Origin of the sequence: Adlercreutzia mucosicola DSM 19490 (assembly GCF_000422625.1) — a bacterium.
GTDB lineage: Bacteria > Actinomycetota > Coriobacteriia > Coriobacteriales > Eggerthellaceae > Adlercreutzia > Adlercreutzia mucosicola.
Map to the genome: position 1 here is coordinate 21,130 of NZ_AUGK01000020.1, position 16,927 is coordinate 38,056.

Genomic DNA, 16,927 nt, shown 5'->3' on the forward strand with positions numbered 1-16,927 from the left:
CTGCAGAATGAGAAGGAGGGCATATGGCTACCTATGTTAAGGGCGTGTCCGCGGCGGAGTGTTGGACCTGCCGGCATTTCTACAGGTCGCTGCTTCCCGACGGAGCCGTGGACCTCGATACGGGGGCGCCGTCTCCGCGACGTTCGGTGCCGCTGGGGAACCCGGAACTGGAAGAGCGTGCGCGGGAGCTGGCCTTCGAACGCCTGTTCGTCATCTACGACGAAGCGATTGACTACGAGGTTGCAGTTGGAGACGGCGCCGTGAAAAAGCCCTCTCGTGGGGCGATTCGCGCGTTGGCAGATCGCGGATGCGGCATGGTATCGATGCCCGTCAGCGTTATGGTTCCCAACAAGGCATCGCGTCTGAACTCGCCACTTGTCGCCTGCTCGGTTATCACCTCGACGCCAGGCGCCGGAGCGTTCGTGCGCAGCGCAGAGTGCGGACTGCTCATCGCCTCGCCGGAATGGTGCGTGCTCCAGCTGGCCCTGGATCTGCCCATGCCCCAGCTGGCCGAACTGATCAGCGAGCTGTGCTCTACGTACTATTACGAGTTGACTGAACGTGCCGAGTTGGTACGCGGCGAAGACGGAACGGCGCGGGCTGAGGTGCGGGTGCAAGAAGCGGCGCTCAGCCATCGCCCCGTGCCAGTGTCGTGCCTGGCGGCGATGGAGGAGGTCGCACACAGCCACGGAAGCTCCCAGGCGGGCCGCCAGATGGCGCGGGCGGTGCGCTATGCGGTGGAGGGCGCCGCGTCCCCTATGGAAACGGCGCTGGCCCTTATGCTGTCCCTTCCGCGGAACGTTGGAGGCTACGGCCTGCCGAAGCCGCGCATGAACTGGGTGATTGACGTCGAAGGGGGTCGCTTCCGAGTAGTGGATGCATACTGGCCCGACGCTGGTGTGGGTCTGGAGTACGACAGCGATGCGCATCATGCGGAAAAGGACAAGATTCGCGCGGACTCGCTGCGGCGAAACGAGGTGCAGGCTGGGGACGTGCGGTTGTTTACGGCTACCGCGCTCCACCTCTCGTCTATCGAAGCGCTTGACGATCTGGCCGCTCAGCTGTCGCGCGCCCTGGGGCGCCCGTGGCGCACGGCTGGTCTGAAACCGTCCGCGCAACGAAAAGCATTGCTGCGCACGCTCAAGCGCCGCAGCATCGAAGGACTCGTGTGATCCCCCGATTTCTTTGCGCAATCCCTTGCGTTTGCAGGGGATTGTGCTATTCTAGATAGGCTGCGTTCGCGAGGGTCGCGGACACGGCGCCAACTATCACACATGCTCGGGCGACCGAACTTCGCGAGTGGCCACTGGAAAAAGGCTGCGAGGGCGCGGGAAGACCTCGGGCAGAGGACTAACGAATGGAGTGATCATGACGAAAGTCAGCATTACCACGCTGCTCGATGCCGGTGCGCATTTCGGGCATCAGACCCGCCGCTGGAACCCGAAGATGAAGCCCTATATCTTCGGCAATCGCGGTGATATCTACATCATCGACCTCAAGCAGACCCTCTACGGCCTGGATGCGGCCTACACCTTCGTGAGCAACCTCACCCGCAAGGGCGGCACCGTGCTGTTCGTGGGCACCAAGAAGCAGGCCCAGGAGGCCGTGTCCGAGGCCGCCAACCGCTGCGGCATGCCCTACGTGAACGCCCGCTGGCTCGGCGGCATGCTCACCAACTTCACCACCATCCGCACCCGCGTGAAGCGCATGGAGGAGCTGGAAGCCATGGACGCCGACGGCCGCATGGCGCTGCTGCCGAAGAAGGAGCAGATCCTGCTGCACAAGGAGCTGGCCAAGCTGCAGACCAACCTCAATGGCATCCGCAACATGAAGAAGGTGCCCGACGCCATCTTCGTGATCGACACCAACCGCGAGGGCATCGCCATTCACGAGGCTCATCGTCTGAACATCCCCGTGGTGGGCACCCTGGACACCAACTGCGATCCCGACGACGTGGACTTTGGCATCCCCGCCAACGACGACGCCATCCGTTCCGTGCGTCTGCTCGCCGATTTCATCGCCGACGCTGTCATCGCCGGCACCGGTGCTGACGTGACCGCTGCCGAGATGGCCGGCGAGGCCGCTGCCGCCGAGGTCGCCACCGAGGCTGCCGCCGACGTGGCCGAGGGCGCTGCTGCTGAGGTTGTCGCCGACGTTGTGGCCGACGCCGTCGCCGAGTAAGCAAGTAGCTCCGTTCGCCCTGACAGGACGAACGGCCCTGTCGATGCTGCGGTTCCGACAGGCCCTGGCCTTGGCCCCTGTTTTGGGCGCGGCATCGCCCGAAGGCAACGTGGCCTAAGGGCGGCCAATTCCAGGCATCTGTCGGAACCTCGCTGACTTTAGTAGACCTATGAATCATTCGATTATCAAGAAAGAGGGATTCCATGGCTAACATCACCGCCGCTATGGTGAAGGAGCTCCGCGAGATGACCGGCGCGGGCATGATGGAGTGCAAGAAGGCCCTGGCCGAGGCCGAGGGCGAGATGGAGAAGGCCGTCGACGTGCTGCGCACCCGAGGGCTCGCCGCCGTGGCCAAGAAGGCGGGGCGCGCCACCAACGAGGGCACCGTCATGGCGCTGGTCTCCGACGACTGCACCACCGGCGCCGTGGTCGAGCTGAACTGCGAGACCGACTTCGTGGGCATGAACGAGAAGTTCAAGGCCTACGCCGAGAAGATCGCCCAGGCCGCCCTGGCCGCCAAGCCGGCCGACGTGGACGCCCTGGCTGCCGCCACCATCGACGGCGAGACCGTCGAGGAGGTTGTGACCGACTGCATCCACGTGATGGGCGAGAACACCCAGCTGGCCCGTGTGGCCGTAGTGGAGGCCCCGGCCGTGGCCGCCTACATCCACGGCGGTGGCAAGATCGGCGTGCTGGTGACCTTCGAGGTGGAGGGCATCGACCCGACCGCCGAGGAGTTCCAGAAGTGCGGTCGCGACATCGCCATGCAGGTGGCTGCCCTGAACCCGGTGGCCGCCACCCGTGAGGACGTGCCCGCTGATGTGGCCGCCCACGAGTTCGAGATCTACAAGGCTCAGGCCGCCGAGTCCGGCAAGCCCGAGAACATCCAAGAGAAGATGGCCGAGGGCCGCATGGACAAGTTCTACAAGGAGAACTGCCTCGCCGAGCAGGCCTTCGTGAAGAACCCGGACCTGACCGTGGCCGCCTACGCCGACGAGTGCGCCAAGGAGCTGGGTGGTTCCATCAAGATCGCCGGCTTCGTCCGCTTCGCCCTGGGCGAGTAAGCTGTCGCTGGAATTTTTATTCCCATAAGAGAAAGGTCGTCCTCCGGGGCGACCTTTTTTCTATAATGGTGTGACTTAGAGGAACCTACGATGGGCTATCGGGCGCAGCCGCGTCCGCCAAAAGGACTAGAAATGAACCAGGAAGTCATCATCGTTCGGGGCAACCATACCCTTACCGGCGATGTGTCCGTAGCCGGGGCCAAGAACTCGGCGCTGAAGCTGATGGCCGCCGCCCTGCTGGGCCAGGGCGCCACCACTCTGCACAACGTGCCCCTCATCTCCGACATCGAGATCATGAGCGAGGTGCTTGAGCGCCTGGGGGCCGCGGTGACCCGCGACGGGCATACGCTTACCATCGACACCTCCGCGGTGGACAGCTGCGAGACCCCCTACGAACTGGTCTCGAAGATGCGTGCGTCCATTTCCGTGCTGGGACCGCTCATCGGGCGCTTCGGCGAGGCGCGCGTGGCCATGCCCGGCGGCTGTCAGATCGGCGCTCGCAAGATCGATATGCACCTGGTGGGTCTGGAGGCTCTCGGCGTGGCCTTCGACGTGGACCACGGGGTGCTTCAGGCCACTACGCCCCACGGCATGAGGGGCGCCCACGTGTATCTGGAATTCCCCTCGGTGGGCGCCACCGAGAACATGCTCATGGCCTCGGTGACTGCCGAGGGACATACGGCCATCGAGAACGCCGCTTGCGAGCCGGAAATCGAGGACTTGGCCAACATGCTGAACGCCATGGGGGCCAAGGTGTCGGGCGCAGGCACCTCGCTCATCGAGATCGAGGGCGTGGCTCTGGACGCGCTGCACCCCTGCGAGCACACCTGCGTGGGCGACCGCATCGAGGCGGGCACCTTCCTCGTGGGCGGTGCGCTCACGGGCGGTCCGGTCACGGTGCACGGCATCGACCCGGCCTTCTTGCGCATGGCCATCATGAAGTTGCGGGCCATGGGCTGCGAGGTGGAGTGCGGCCCCGATTGGGTGCGCGTGAGCCGCAGCGAGCCTTTGCGCTCGGTGGACATCCAGACCCTGCCGCATCCCGGTTTCCCCACCGATTTGCAGGCCCAGTTCATGCTGCTGGCCGCCCTGGCCGACGATGTCTCCGTCATCACCGAGAACGTGTTCGAGAACCGCTTCATGTTCGCCGCCGAGCTCATGCGCATGGGGGCCGATGTGACGCTGGACGACCACCACGCCATCGTGCGCGGCGTGTCCGAGTTGGAGGGCGCCCCGGTGTCTTCCACCGACTTGCGCGCCGGTGCCGCTCTGGTGCTTGCGGGCATCGTGGCCGACGGCGAGACGAGCGTGCACCATCTGGAGCACATCGACCGCGGTTACGAGGATTACGCAGGCAAGCTGGCCTCGCTGGGGGCCGATATCCGCCGTGTTCCCGCCGATGCGGTCGTGGGCTAGGGGCGTTCTATGGCATTGCACGGAAAGAAGGGCTTCTCTGCCTCGCAGACGAAGCGCACCTCGCGCCGCGTGAGCGACTCCATGATCGGCTCCCATGTGGCGCGTCCGAGCGTGAGTCGCGGCCGCCACGGAGCGGATCGGTCGAGTACGGGCACGTCCCGCGTCGATTTTTCCGACAGCCATCGGTCGCGCCGCGCCACGCGGGGCTTCGTGGATCAGATCGATCCCCAGGCCACCAGCGGCGAGAGCGATGCCGATTTCGCTCGCCGCGCGAATCGCCGCGGCTATGCCGAGCAGATTCAGTCGAACGCCCGCAAGAAGCGCGTGGCCACGCTGGCCGTGATCGCCGTCGCCGTGGCGGCCATCGCCGTGGCCGCGGGCGTGGCGGCGTTCTTCGCCTTTTCCGACTCCCGTCTATCGCTGGGCGACTCCAATGCCCAGGAGGCCCTGACGGCCCCGGCCGACGGCGAGCCCTACTACGTGCTGTGCACGGCCCGGCTGGCCCCGGCGGCTCAGAACGACCCCGACGGCGAGGCCTACATGGTGGTGCGCATCGACGAGCAGGCGCGCACGCTCACCTTCGTCACCGTGCCAGCGCGCATTTCCGTGGAGCTGCCCGACGGTCAGCAGTGCCTGCTCAATGAGGCCCGCACCCAGCTCGGCGATGCCGAGCTGATTCGCCAGGTATCCGAGCTTCTGGATGTGCCCATCGCGCACTTCGCCAGCACCGATGCGGCCGGTATCGCCCGCATGGTGGAAATCGTGGGCGGCGTGCCCGTGAACCTGGAGGTAGAGGTGGACGACCCGCGGGCCGGCATCGACGTGCTGGCCGCCGGCGAGCAGACTTTGGATGGGCGCCAGGCCGTCACGCTGCTGCGCGCCTCCAACTTCACCGAAGGACTTGCGACCCAGGCCACGAACCGCGCCATGTTCACGGTGAACCTGGCCGGCCGCGCCACGTCGGGGGAGGGTCTGAGCTTTCCCACGGTGGTGTCCGATGCGGCCGCCACGGTGAGCACCGATTGGACGAGCGGTCAGATCATCGCTTTGGGCGATGCCCTGCGCCCCCTGTCCGAGGCCACGGTGTACGCCTGCGCGGTGCCGGGCCGCTTGGCTGACGGCGAGGGAGGCCAAACCTACCGCGTCGACGGCGACGAGCTGACCGCTATGATGGAGGCGGTGCGTGCGGGCGAGTCGCCCCAGAGCGCCGAGGGATCCGCAGCGAACGTAAACCGCGAGCTGATCACCGTGGATGTGCGCAACGGCGCCCAGGTGACTGGGGCTGCCAAGCGCATGGGCGAGTTGCTTGAATCGGTGGGTTATCAGGTGAAGTCCGTCGGCAACACCAACGACAACACCACGTATCCCGAGACGTTGGTCATCTACAAGGATCCGGCCTTCGAGATCGCCGCCAAGGCCATCGTGAGCGACCTGGCCGCGGGTCGGGTGGTGAACGGCGGGGACTTCTATACCTTTGATACCGATGTGTTGGTGATTATTGGCCAGGACTGGATACCCGCCGGCTCGTAGCTATGCTATGATCGTGGGCGATATAAGACCTTTTCGCAAAGGAGTGCCATTATGGTTGAGAAGTCTGATGTAGCTGCGGTGCTGGAGCTGATCCGTCCGAGCCTGCAGGCCGATGGCGGCGACGTGGCCCTGGTGGACGTGGCCGAGGACGGCACCGTCACCGTGGAGCTGCAGGGCGCCTGCAAGGGATGCCCCATGTCCCAGATGACCCTGGCCAACGGCGTGGAGCGCATCCTGAAGGAGCGCGTCCCCGGTGTGACCAAGGTTGTTCCTGCTCAGTAAGGTGAGCTAGGAATACGTGTTGATCGTGCGGGCCTCATCGAGGCCCGCTTTTACGAGAGAGGACGGGAATGGAAGGCTGCTGGAGCCGTCGCGGCTGCGACGATGAGATGCAGGGGCGTTGCCCGCACAACGTGCCGGGCGAGCCGTGCCCGGCCGACTGCCACTATGCGGCGTGCCACCGTCCCACCCATGTGGTCTGCGAGGACTTCGACATCTTGCTGAATCCGAAGCGCGACTACGAGGCCGCCATCAAGCAGGTCTGCCGCTTCTGCGAGCATTTCCTGGTGCACGGTCCCGATCTGGATCCCGACGGGCCCCACGGCCGCGAGCAGTTCAGCGGCCGCAACCGCTTCATTCTGTAGGCGCCCCATGAAGGCCACGGTGAAATGCCCGACCTGTCAGGCGACCGATCTGGACGTGCGCGCCTACGATTCCATGATGGTGCTGCGGTCGGATCTGGCCCTGTACGCTCTGACCTGTCCCCACTGCGCGACGCGGATCTCGTCGCTCGGGGGCATTCCCGCCGTCCTGCGCGAGGAAGTTATGTTTGCCGCTATCGAGTTGGGCGCCGGCATGGGTGCCCATGAGGGAACGTCATAATGCTGAACGACATCTACCAGAACCTTGATCCCATCGCTTTCGCCGCCGGTCCCTTCGTGGTGCGCTGGTACGGTCTGGCCTACGTGGTCGGCTTCGCTCTGGCGGCGTTCATCATCTACGCCGTGGCGCGGCGCTGGAAGATCGGCATGAACGAGGACAACCTGCTGACGCTTATGGTGTGCGCTATCGTGGGCGTGGTGCTGGGAGGTCGCTTGGGCTATGTGCTGTTCTACGGCGACGGCTACTATTTTAGCCACCCGATGGAGATCCTCGCCTTCAACCAGGGGGGTATGAGCTTCCATGGCGGCCTGGTGGGGCTGCTCGCGGGCGGCGCGGTGGCGGCGAAGCTGACGCGCATCCCCTTTCTCACCTTGGCCGATCTGGGCGCCATCGCCGCGCCGATGGGGTTGTTCTTCGGCCGTTGCGCCAACTTCGTGAACGGCGAGCTGTGGGGCGCGCCTACCGACTGGCCCATCGGGGTCGTCTTCGGCGGTGCGGCCGGCATGATGCCCCGCCATCCGAGCCAGCTCTACGAGGCGGTGCTGGAGGGGCTCGTCATCTTCATCGTGCTGTTCGCCCTGTCGCGCAAGCTGCCGCCGCGGCCGCAGGGCACCTTTGTAGGTGCCTTTCTGGTGCTCTACGGCATCTTCCGCTTCCTCATCGAATTCGTGCGCGAGCCCGATGTGCAGCTGGGGTATCTCTGGGGCGGCTGGCTCACCATGGGCCAGGTGCTCTCGGTGCCGCTCATTATCGGCGGCATCCTCGTGCTGATCTACGCCGCCAAGAGGAAGCTGCCCCAGCAGGGCTCCCAAGAGATACCCGCATCCTAGCCTTTTCCTATGCCTCCGTCTTGTGGTGGCCGTCCAATTCGATGAGGTCGAGCAGGGCCTGCTGGGAATGGACGCCGAACTTGCGGTAGATGCGCTTGATGTGGGTTTTGGCCGTCTCCTCCGAGATAACCAGCTGAGTGCTGATGAAGCTGCAATTGCGGCCCTTGGCCAGATAAGCGAACACCTCGGTCTCTCGGGGCGACAGGCCACGTGTCTTCGCCAGCTGCTGGATGGACAGCTTGAAGCGCGACGTACGCTGCTCGGCGCTGGCCCCAAAGCTGAACAGGTTGCGGTCGGAGCCGGGGAAGGGGCTCTCGAAGCCGAACAGCGCCACCAGCAGCCGCTTGGCCAAGGAGTTCGGCGAGGCGGCCTGCATCGGCGAGACCGTGGAAGTGGACGGTCTGACCGTGCCCTATCGTCCGGCGGCCGTGGACATCTTCAGCGGCATTGTCCGCCACAAGCACGGCTTCGTGTCCCAGTGGGCCCTGCTGCAGCTGAACACGCTCGTGGGCAACGCCTTCGCCCGCGGCGGATATTTGGGCTACTACACCAAGAACGCCTACGGCTTCTACAAGGGCGACACCGATCATACGTGGGCCCTCGACGTGTGGGAGGAAGACGGCCTCATCAACGATCTGGCCATGGCCCACGGGTTCCCGGCCAACCAGTCGCGCTACCAGAAGGTGCGCGGGACCGAGGGCGTCTACCCCAATGCCAAGCGCACCATCCGCCCCATGCTGTGCATGATGTACGAGACGGCGCCCTGCGCCGAGATCTGCCCCACGGGTGCCAGCGCGGTGCGCGAGGACGGCATCGTGACCATCAACAAGAAAGAGTGCATCGGTTGCGGCAGCTGCCAGACGGCCTGCCCCTATGATGCGCGCTCCCTGCGGGAAAGCGGCGAGGCTCTCGCACCCATCCCTCTCCCTTTCGGCGCCCCGCAGCCTCCCGCGGGGCGCCGGCTTGCGTTCGGGGAATATAACGGGGCGTTGTCGATTACGTGGTGGTGGGGCGGCGGGACCTCCTTTCCCGTACAATGATTGACGGTTGTGGAATAGGCCGCCTGGCCTTTCCGCCCTCACCGTAACCGACCAAGAGATATGAGGCGTAACATGGACGTGAGATTCTACAAGTGCATGCACTGCGGCAACATTGCCGTGAAGATTTACGACGCCGGCGTGCCGCTGGTGTGCTGTGGCGAGAAGATGGTGGAGCTGGTGGCCGACTCCCAGGACGCCGCCCTGGAGAAGCACGTGCCCGCCGTCGAGGTCGTCGGCGACAAGGTGATCGTGAACGTGGGCTCGGTGGACCACCCCATGACCGAGGAGCACTGGATCCAGTTCATCTGCCTGGTGACCGATGCGGGCTATCAGATCAAGCCCCTGACTCCGGCCGATGCCCCCCACGCCGAGTTCGCGGTGCCCGCCGGCGAGACCCCGGTGAAAGTGTACGAGCACTGCAACCTCCACGGCCTGTGGGTGGCCGAGCTGTAAGCCGCTGAGTCCGTTATTTGGGAAGGACCCGTGAATCTTCGCGGGTCCTTCTTGTGTTTTGGGGCATCGGTGGTAATATAAGCAGGCTTGTCTTGGCTTGGTCGGAAACCAAGCTGGAATCGGACCCCTTGGTCGGAAACCAAGGGAAGTTAGGAGAACCCATGAAGCAAGGTATTCATCCGGAGTACGTCGACTGCGTCGTGAAGTGCAGCTGCGGCAACACCTTCACCACCCGCTCGACCAAGCCCGAGCTGAAGATCGACATCTGCAACGCCTGCCATCCCTTCTACACCGGCACCCAGAAGCTGATCGACACCGGCGGACGCGTCCAGCGCTTTGCCGACCGCTTCGGCGCCGCTAAGGACGTCGTCGCCGAGCGCGAGGCCGCCAAGAAGGCCGAGCGCGCCGCTCAGATCGCCGAGCGCGAGGCCGCCAAGAAGGCCGAGCGCGAGGCCAAGGCCGCTGCCAAGGCCGAGCGTGCCGCCGCCTTCGCCGCCAAGGCCGCCGAGGCCGCTGCTCGCGCCGAGGCCGAGGAGGACGTCCAGAACATGGAGGACGCCGCCGCTGCCGCAACCGCCGAGGAGGCCCCTGGCGTGGAGCTGACCGAGGCCGAGGTCGCCTCCGCCGAGGAGACTGCCGAGTAGCATCCGCTGCTTCATGTCATCGAAGACCCGCTGCTTTTGTGGCGGGTCTTTTCTTTTTGCAGTCCTGTAAATTCCCCGGGGCCGGCCAGGGCGGCGAATTATAATGGTTAGAATCATCGAGCGAGCCCGAGGGAGGCGCCGTGCTGCACAATCCAGAGCAAGATTTCGTGTTGAAGACCATCGAGAGCCGCGATGTTCACTTCGTGCGGTTCTGGTTCACCGACGTGCTGGGGAACATGAAGTCCTTCGCCGTGGTCCCCGGCGAGCTCGAGCGCGCCTTCGAGGACGGCATGGGCTTCGACGGCAGCTGCATCGAGGGCTTTGCGGACGCCCAGGAATCCGACATGCTGGCCTTTCCCGACCCCTCCACCTTCCAGGTGCTGCCCTGGCGGCCCACCTCCAATGCCGTGGCCCGCATGATCTGCGACATCCACACGCCCGAGGGGCAGCCCTACGAGGGTGATCCGCGCCATGTGCTGGAGCGCATGGTGCGAAAAGCCGCCGAGGCCGGCTACGCCTTCATCGTGGGACCCGAGCTGGAGTACTTCTACTTCAGAGACGCTCAGGGCACCGAGGTGCTCGACCGCGGCAGCTCGTTCGATCTCACCTCGCTCGACTCCGCCTCCGACCTGCGGCGCGACACGGTACTTACCCTGGAGAAGATGGGCATTCCCGTGGAGTACTCCCATCACGAGAGGGGTCCCTCCCAGCACGAGATCGACCTGCGCTACGCCGATGCGCTGGCCATGGCCGACGCCGTGATGACCTACAAGCAGGTGGTGAAGGAAATCGCCATGAAGCACGGGGTGTACGCCTCGTTCATGCCCAAGCCCATGACCGACGCGCCGGGCAGCGGCATGCACGTGCACCAGAGCCTCATCGACCTGGACGGCAACAACGCGTTCTTCGACCCGAGCGATCCGTCGGGCTACAACCTGTCGGCCACGGCGAAGTCCTACATCGCCGGCCTTTTGAAGTACGCGCCGGATTTCACCCTGGTCACGAACCAGTACGTGAACTCCTACAAGCGCCTGCGCCCGGGCGGGGAGGCCCCCACTTGCGTCAGCTGGGGTGCCCGCAATCGCGCCACGCTCGTGCGCATTCCCGGTTATCGCCCCCACAGCGAGAACGCCTGCCGTGTGGAATTGCGCAGTCCCGACCCGGCGGCGAACCCCTATCTGGCCTTCGCCGTGATGCTGGCCGCCGGTCTGGCGGGTATCGAGGAGGGGCTCGAGTTGATGCCCCCGGCCGACGAGGCGGCGCCGTTGGGCTGTACGCGCCAGCAGCATCGCGAGCGGGGCCTGGCCACCCTGCCCGAGACCCTCGGCGAGGCCGTAGAGCTGTTCGCCGAAAGCGCGCTGATGCGCGAGACCTTAGGCGAGCACATCCACAGCTATCTGGTGCAGGCCAAGCGCGAGGAATGGGCGGCCTACCAGGCCGTGGTGACCCCTTGGGAGCTCGAGCACGATTTGGCGGTGTTGTAGCATGCAGCGCAAGACCGTTATCTTCATCGCCGACAGCCTGGACAACGCGCACAAGTTCCAGCAGGTGCTCTCGAAGTTGGATGTGGATGTGGCCGCCGGCTCCTCGGCCCAGTTCAAGAAGCTGCTCGCGGCCCATCCCTCCCACGATCTGGTGATCTACGAGGCGCGGGGCGACGCTTTGGCCAGCGTGGCCTCGGTGGAGACGGCCTTGGCCGAAGAGGGGACGAGTGCGATGCTCGTCATCGTGAACGACAGCCAGCTGGCGGAGTTCCGCCTGCCGGTGTCGTGCAAATCCGACTTCGTGGTGCACGGCGCCTCGGCCGCCGAGTGCGCCACGCGCATCCGCCAGCTGTTGTGGCCCGGCAACGAGGGCTCGTCGGCCGACTACATCGTCATCGACGCCATGACGGTGAACTTGGCCACCTATCAGGTGAAGGTGGGCGGCGAGCCGATCGACCTCACCTATCTGGAGTACGCGCTGTTGGCCTTTCTGGTCACCCATCCGGGACGCACCTATTCCCGTGACGCCCTGCTGCGCCGCGTGTGGGGCTTCGACTACTACGGCGGCAGCCGCACCGTTGACGTGCATGTACGCCGGGTGCGCGCCAAGCTCGGCCCTGAGCTTGCCCAGCGCCTGGAGACGGTGCGCGGCGTCGGCTATTTGTGGAACGCATGACCCTGCCGGGGAGGGCGCCGGGCCGCTTTCGCGGCCGGCTGGGCGCTTCCTCCCTTCCGAACGCGGCTAGAGAAACGGAGAAAAATGATGCACATCGGTCGGTACCATCTCCGCATCGCTGCTGCTGAAGTAGAATCCGTTTCTTAACAGCCGCGTTCTCCAAGGCGCGCCCAGACGTCCGCGAAAGCGGCCCCGGCGCCCCTCCTGATACGTCCTTTCCCGAAGGAGCTCACATGTCGAAGAAGATCGCTGTCATCGATGGCAACTCGCTGATGCATCGCGCCTACCATGCGGTGCAGACGCCCATGACTGCCAAGGACGGCACACCCACCAACGCGGTGTTCGGCTTTCTGTCCATGCTGTGCAAGTTCATCGAGATCGCCGCGCCCGATGCCGTGGTCTGTGCCTTCGATGCCGGCAAGCCGGTGCATCGCATCCAGGCCCTCGAGCAGTACAAGGCCCAGCGCCCTCCCATGGACGAGGAGCTGCGCGTGCAGTTTCCCGTGATGGAGGAGCTGCTTGAGGCCATGGCCATCCCCGTGGTGAAGGTGCCGGGCTGGGAGGGCGACGACATCCTGGGCACCATCGCCGCCCGCGACGAGGCGCTGGGCTTCGAGACCCTGCTCGTGACCGGCGACAAGGATGCCTACCAGCTGGCGAGCGAGCTGACGCGCATCGTCACCACGAAGAAGGGCATCACCGACATCACGGTGAACGGCCCCGACGAGGTGCGGGAGCGCTACGGCGTGAGCCCTGAGCAGTTCATCGACTTCCTGGGGCTGATGGGCGATTCCTCCGACAACATCCCCGGCGTGCCCGGCATCGGCCCGAAAACGGCGACGAAGCTCTTGCAGACCTACGGGTCCATGGAGGGCATCTACGAGCATATCGACGAGCTGAAGGGCAAGCAGAAGGAGAACCTGGCGAACAATCGCGAGATGGCCTTCCTCTCTCGCGAGATCGCCACCATCGTGCGCGATTTGGACTTCTTCGTGGATCTGGAGGCAGCCTCCTTCCCGGCCTTCGATGCGGCCGATGTGGAGGAGGCCTTCGGCAAGTACCAGCTGGCGAGCCCTCTGGCCCGCGTGCTGGCGATGATCGATGCGGAGCCGCCCTCTCGCGAGATCGAGTTCACTCTGGCCCCCGAGCTGTCCGGCGCAGCCGGTGCCGCCGAGATTGCGCGGGCCTGCGGGGAGGGGGAGACCGTGGGCGTGTCCTTCGTCGATCCCGAGCAGGTGTCGCTGTTCAACGACGGCGCCACAGCGGCATTCGTGACCGATCAGGCCACGGTGGTCGCCGAGGGGGAGGAGGCCCTCGATCTGTTCGCCACCATCGTGCGCGACGGAGCCTTCTGCGCCCTGGATGTGAAGGCTGACCTGCACCGGGTGTACCCGGCCGATACCGCCGAGGCCGCTCGCGTGAGCGATGGGGAGGTGCTGGCGGCCCGCGGCTTCGACTTAGGCGTGGCCGGCTACGTGCTGAACTCGTCCACGAGTGCCTACACCTACGACTCCCTCATGGAGTCGGTAGCCGCAGCCACGCTGCCCGCCGCCGAGACCGACGCTGAGCGCGCCGCCATCCGCGCCACGGCGGCCCGTATGCTGAAGGGGCTCATGGAAGAGGCCCTGAAGAAGGACGGCACCTGGGACGCCTATGTCGATATCGACCTGCCGCTCGTAGGGGTGCTCACCTGCATGGAGCGGGTGGGCGCGGCCATCGACGTGCCGCGGCTGGAGGCTTTGGGCGCCAAGGCCCAGGCCGAGGTGGACGATCTCACGGCTCAGATCTACGAGCTGGCCGGCGAGCCGTTCAACCTCAGCTCGCCCAAGCAGCTGGCCCATATCCTCTTCGAGGTGCTGGAGCTGCCGGCCAAGAAGAAGAACCAGCGCGGCTATTCCACCGACGCCAAGGTGCTCAGCGAGCTGTCGGCCATCCACCCCCTGCCCGATCTTATTCTGCGCTATCGCGAGTTCTCGAAGATCAAGACCACCTACATCGACGCCCTGCCGCGCATGCGGGCCCTGGACGGGCGCGTGCACACGCAGTTCAACGAGACGGTGACCACGACGGGGCGCCTGTCCTCGTCGGACCCGAACTTGCAGAACATCCCCGTGCGCACCGATTTCGGCCGTCAGATTCGCAGCTGCTTTACGCCCCTGCGGGAGGGGGAGCTGTTCTTGTCGGCCGACTATTCTCAGATCGAGCTGCGCCTTCTGGCCCACCTGTCCGCCGACGAGCACCTGGTGGCTGCTTTCAACTCCGGAGCCGATCTGCACACCTCCACGGCGGCTCGCGTGTTCGGTCTGGCGCCCGAGGAGGTGACGCCCTCGTTGCGCAGCCGCGCCAAGGCGGTGAACTTCGGCATCGTGTACGGTCAGCAGGCCTATGGGCTGTCCCAGTCGCTGGAGATCCCCATGGCCGAGGCCCGCGACATGATTGACCGCTACTTCGAGGTGTACCCCGGGGTGCGCACCTATCTGGACGATACCGTGCGCGAGGCCAAGGAGAACGGCTTTGCCACCACGATGTTCGGTCGCAAGCGTCATATCCCCGAGCTGCGCAGCTCCAACGGCCAGCAGCGCGGCTTCGGCGAGCGCACGGCCATGAACCATCCCATGCAGGGCACGGCGGCCGACATCATCAAGATGGCCATGAACGAGGTGCAGCGCCGCCTTATGGCCGAGGGCTTTCGTGCCCAGTTGATGATCCAGGTGCACGACGAGCTGGACTTCTCGGTGCCCGCCGACGAGGTGGAGCGCCTGGCCGCCATGGTGCGCGAGGTGATGGAGTCTGTGGCCGATCTGCGCGTGCCCCTGCTCGTGGATGTCAGCTGGGGCCCCACCTGGGCCGAAGCGCACTAGGGGAGGCGGCGATTCGGGTTGGCGGGCTGACGCTGCCCCTCCAGAGGCGCGGCGCATAAGGCCGTTCGGGCCTCTACACGGTTTTCCAGAAGTCCTGGATGAGCTCTTGGCGGTTGGCGTGGCCGGTCTTCTGGAGGATGTTGTGCACGTGCACCTTCACCGTGGAAGGGGCCAGCGACATGGACGAGGCGATGTTCTGGTTGTCCTTGTCGCGCAGGATGTAGTCGAGCACCTCCTGCTCGCGCTGGGTCAGCTGGTGACGGCTCGCGTACACCATGAGGTCGGCCGCTGTCTGGCGATGGCGGCTCGTGTCGTCCATAACCGGGTTGGTGTGAGAATGGATGAACAGCTGGCGCAGGGCGAAATGGCACATCATGGCAGCGCAGACCAGCATGAGCAGGTTCTCGCAGTAGTTGCGCTCGGCCAGCAGCACGAAGGGCCCGATCTTGACGCTTTCCACGCTCAGCACAAGGAAGAACACGACGTCCTCGGTCACCATGAGCAGCCCCAGGGCAGCGAGGACCATACATTGGATGCGGTAGCGGCCGAGGCGCTGGCGCTCCACCGGGTCCTGCACCCGCAGGTAGTGGAAGCAGGCGAACCCGAGAATCCAGAACAGGAACAGGGCGCGGCAGTTGTAGTACAGGAAGCGCAGCACGGAGCTGTCGCCTGAAATGACGAGCAACACGCCGGAAATGACAACGAAGGCCACGATGGGGCCCAGACGCATCGCGCGCCGGCGTTCGCCGAGGTACTCGCAGACCATGAGCCAGAAGGCTCCGAGAAAGCCCGCGCCCGTGGCCAAAGTGAGGAACGATCGCAGGAAGTAGTAGTCGGCGCCCAACTCGATGAACGAGCGGGCCGCGAAATCATCTTGGAGGATAGAGGCCACGTCGAGGAAGTAGAACAGAAATCCCACCGAGGCGTAGAACATGATCTTCTGACGAGACACCAAGAAGGCCGAAAGGCAAACGGCGGAAGTGAGGACGGAAACCAAGATTACCAGAAGTGTTTCGTAGAACAGTGTCAGCCCCATGGACTCTTTCTCCTGCCTTAGACATCCGTACCTGCCTGCCGCCGTTTATTATAGCCTAACAGAACGATCGGGAAACAAAGTTCCATGGCTTCTTGAGCGTTTGACAGTTTATCAGTGACCAATCGCATAAAAATTTCTTGACCTCTAGTCAATAAAGTGGTAATTGAGAACCCCTTTTTGACCTCGTGTTTAGGGGAAGTTTAGAGGACGTCGTTTTTAGGTAGGCGTAACTTAAACCTTCTCCTACACCCAGTTTAGACCTGTTCCGTTGGGCGCGCATCCCCCACATTGGCGCTATGGAAGCATCGCACTTACGCGATGGCCGCAGAAAAGCGGTACTGCGGCAGCCGGCAATCGACAGGCGCCGGGGGGCGCCAGATCGGAGAGCTTTATGCAAGGAGTAAACGTCAAGAGCGAGATCGGTAACCTCAAGAAGGTCATCCTCCATCGCCCGGGCAATGAGTTGCTCAACCTCACCCCGAACACGCTGGAAGAGCTGCTGTTCGACGACATCCCGTTCCTGGAGGTCGCCCAGGCCGAGCACGACGCCTTCGCCGACATCCTGCGCAACGAGGGCGTGGAGGTCGTCTACCTCGAGGACCTCATGGCCGAGGCGCTCGACACCGACCCGGCGCTGCGCGAGCAGTTCCTGGACCAGTGGATCTACGAGGCGGGCATCCGCACCGGCCTGTACACCGACATCATCAAGGACTACATCAACTCCGAGTACGCCGGCACCAAGGACATGGTCATGAAGACCATGGCGGGCATCAACCTCCAGGAGCTGCCGCAGCAGCACACCAACCTGCTCGTGGACATGGTGTCCGACC

At 64.7% G+C, this 16,927-nt stretch carries 18 protein-coding genes; 16 read left to right on the forward strand and 2 right to left on the reverse strand.

The window, feature by feature from the left end; all coding sequences use genetic code 11:
- The first annotated feature begins 23 nt into the window (after positions 1–23).
- From G503_RS0110755 to lgt, 9 genes are all read left to right on the forward strand, one after another.
- Positions 24–1,172: a hypothetical protein gene (locus G503_RS0110755; RefSeq protein ID WP_028027573.1), complete on the forward strand. Its 1,149-nt coding sequence runs from the start codon at positions 24–26 to the stop codon at positions 1,170–1,172.
- A 196-nt stretch (positions 1,173–1,368) separates the two neighbouring features.
- Positions 1,369–2,181, forward strand: coding sequence for a 30S ribosomal protein S2 (rpsB, locus tag G503_RS0110760; RefSeq protein WP_028027574.1), 813 nt, complete (start codon positions 1,369–1,371; stop codon positions 2,179–2,181).
- 203 nt (positions 2,182–2,384) lie between these two features.
- Complete coding sequence (tsf, locus tag G503_RS0110765; protein ID WP_028027575.1) at positions 2,385–3,245, forward strand: translation elongation factor Ts; 861 nt, start codon at positions 2,385–2,387, stop codon at positions 3,243–3,245.
- Between the two features lie 132 nt (positions 3,246–3,377).
- The gene (murA, locus tag G503_RS0110770; protein ID WP_028027576.1) at positions 3,378–4,661 is read left to right on the forward strand and encodes a UDP-N-acetylglucosamine 1-carboxyvinyltransferase; all 1,284 of its coding nucleotides are present in this window, start codon (positions 3,378–3,380) and stop codon (positions 4,659–4,661) included.
- A gap of 9 nt (positions 4,662–4,670) precedes the next feature.
- Entirely contained in the window at positions 4,671–6,191 is a 1,521-nt protein-coding gene (locus tag G503_RS0110775; protein WP_028027577.1) for an LCP family protein, read from the forward strand.
- A 51-nt stretch (positions 6,192–6,242) separates the two neighbouring features.
- Entirely contained in the window at positions 6,243–6,473 is a 231-nt protein-coding gene (locus G503_RS0110780) for a NifU family protein (RefSeq protein WP_028027578.1), read from the forward strand.
- Positions 6,474–6,541: 68 nt separating this feature from the next.
- Positions 6,542–6,835 carry a hypothetical protein gene (locus G503_RS0110785; RefSeq protein ID WP_028027579.1) on the forward strand — a complete coding sequence of 98 codons (294 nt, stop codon included), beginning with the start codon at positions 6,542–6,544 and terminating at the stop codon, positions 6,833–6,835.
- A gap of 7 nt (positions 6,836–6,842) precedes the next feature.
- Positions 6,843–7,073 (forward strand): hypothetical protein, encoded by a 231-nt coding sequence (locus tag G503_RS0110790; protein ID WP_028027580.1) that lies wholly within the window; start codon positions 6,843–6,845, stop codon positions 7,071–7,073.
- Positions 7,073–7,903 (forward strand): prolipoprotein diacylglyceryl transferase, encoded by an 831-nt coding sequence (lgt, locus tag G503_RS0110795; RefSeq protein ID WP_028027581.1) that lies wholly within the window; start codon positions 7,073–7,075, stop codon positions 7,901–7,903. Before G503_RS0110790 ends, lgt begins: the two co-directional genes overlap by 1 nt.
- Positions 7,904–7,910: 7 nt before the next feature.
- Here the strand turns inward: lgt and G503_RS0110800 are convergent, their stop codons facing one another.
- Entirely contained in the window at positions 7,911–8,255 is a 345-nt protein-coding gene (locus tag G503_RS0110800) for a response regulator transcription factor (protein WP_028027582.1), read from the reverse strand.
- Here G503_RS0110800 and G503_RS16780 point away from each other — a divergent pair.
- The 6 genes from G503_RS16780 to polA all read left to right on the forward strand — a co-directional run bounded on the left by G503_RS16780 (position 8,248) and on the right by polA (position 15,061).
- The gene (locus tag G503_RS16780) at positions 8,248–8,943 is read left to right on the forward strand and encodes a 4Fe-4S binding protein (RefSeq protein WP_051191155.1); all 696 of its coding nucleotides are present in this window, start codon (positions 8,248–8,250) and stop codon (positions 8,941–8,943) included. The two genes, G503_RS0110800 and G503_RS16780, sit on opposite strands and share 8 nt — an antisense overlap.
- Before the next feature lie 72 nt (positions 8,944–9,015).
- Entirely contained in the window at positions 9,016–9,396 is a 381-nt protein-coding gene (locus G503_RS0110810) for a desulfoferrodoxin family protein (RefSeq protein WP_028027583.1), read from the forward strand.
- Between the two features lie 161 nt (positions 9,397–9,557).
- The gene (gene rpmE, locus G503_RS0110815) at positions 9,558–10,040 is read left to right on the forward strand and encodes a 50S ribosomal protein L31 (protein WP_028027584.1); all 483 of its coding nucleotides are present in this window, start codon (positions 9,558–9,560) and stop codon (positions 10,038–10,040) included.
- Positions 10,041–10,180: 140 nt separating this feature from the next.
- The gene (locus G503_RS0110820; protein WP_035022925.1) at positions 10,181–11,524 is read left to right on the forward strand and encodes a glutamine synthetase family protein; all 1,344 of its coding nucleotides are present in this window, start codon (positions 10,181–10,183) and stop codon (positions 11,522–11,524) included.
- Between the two features lies 1 nt (position 11,525).
- Positions 11,526–12,200, forward strand: a complete 675-nt coding sequence (locus G503_RS0110825; RefSeq protein WP_028027586.1) for a winged helix family transcriptional regulator — start codon at positions 11,526–11,528, stop codon at positions 12,198–12,200.
- Between the two features lie 233 nt (positions 12,201–12,433).
- Positions 12,434–15,061, forward strand: a complete 2,628-nt coding sequence (gene polA / locus G503_RS0110830; RefSeq protein ID WP_028027587.1) for a DNA polymerase I — start codon at positions 12,434–12,436, stop codon at positions 15,059–15,061.
- Between the two features lie 73 nt (positions 15,062–15,134).
- Here polA and G503_RS0110835 read toward each other — a convergent pair whose 3' ends face one another.
- Positions 15,135–16,097 (reverse strand): helix-turn-helix transcriptional regulator, encoded by a 963-nt coding sequence (locus G503_RS0110835; RefSeq protein ID WP_028027588.1) that lies wholly within the window; start codon positions 16,095–16,097, stop codon positions 15,135–15,137.
- A 391-nt stretch (positions 16,098–16,488) separates the two neighbouring features.
- Here G503_RS0110835 and G503_RS0110840 point away from each other — a divergent pair.
- A partial coding sequence (locus tag G503_RS0110840; protein ID WP_028027589.1) for an arginine deiminase family protein occupies positions 16,489–16,927 on the forward strand: 439 nt, incomplete at its 3' end.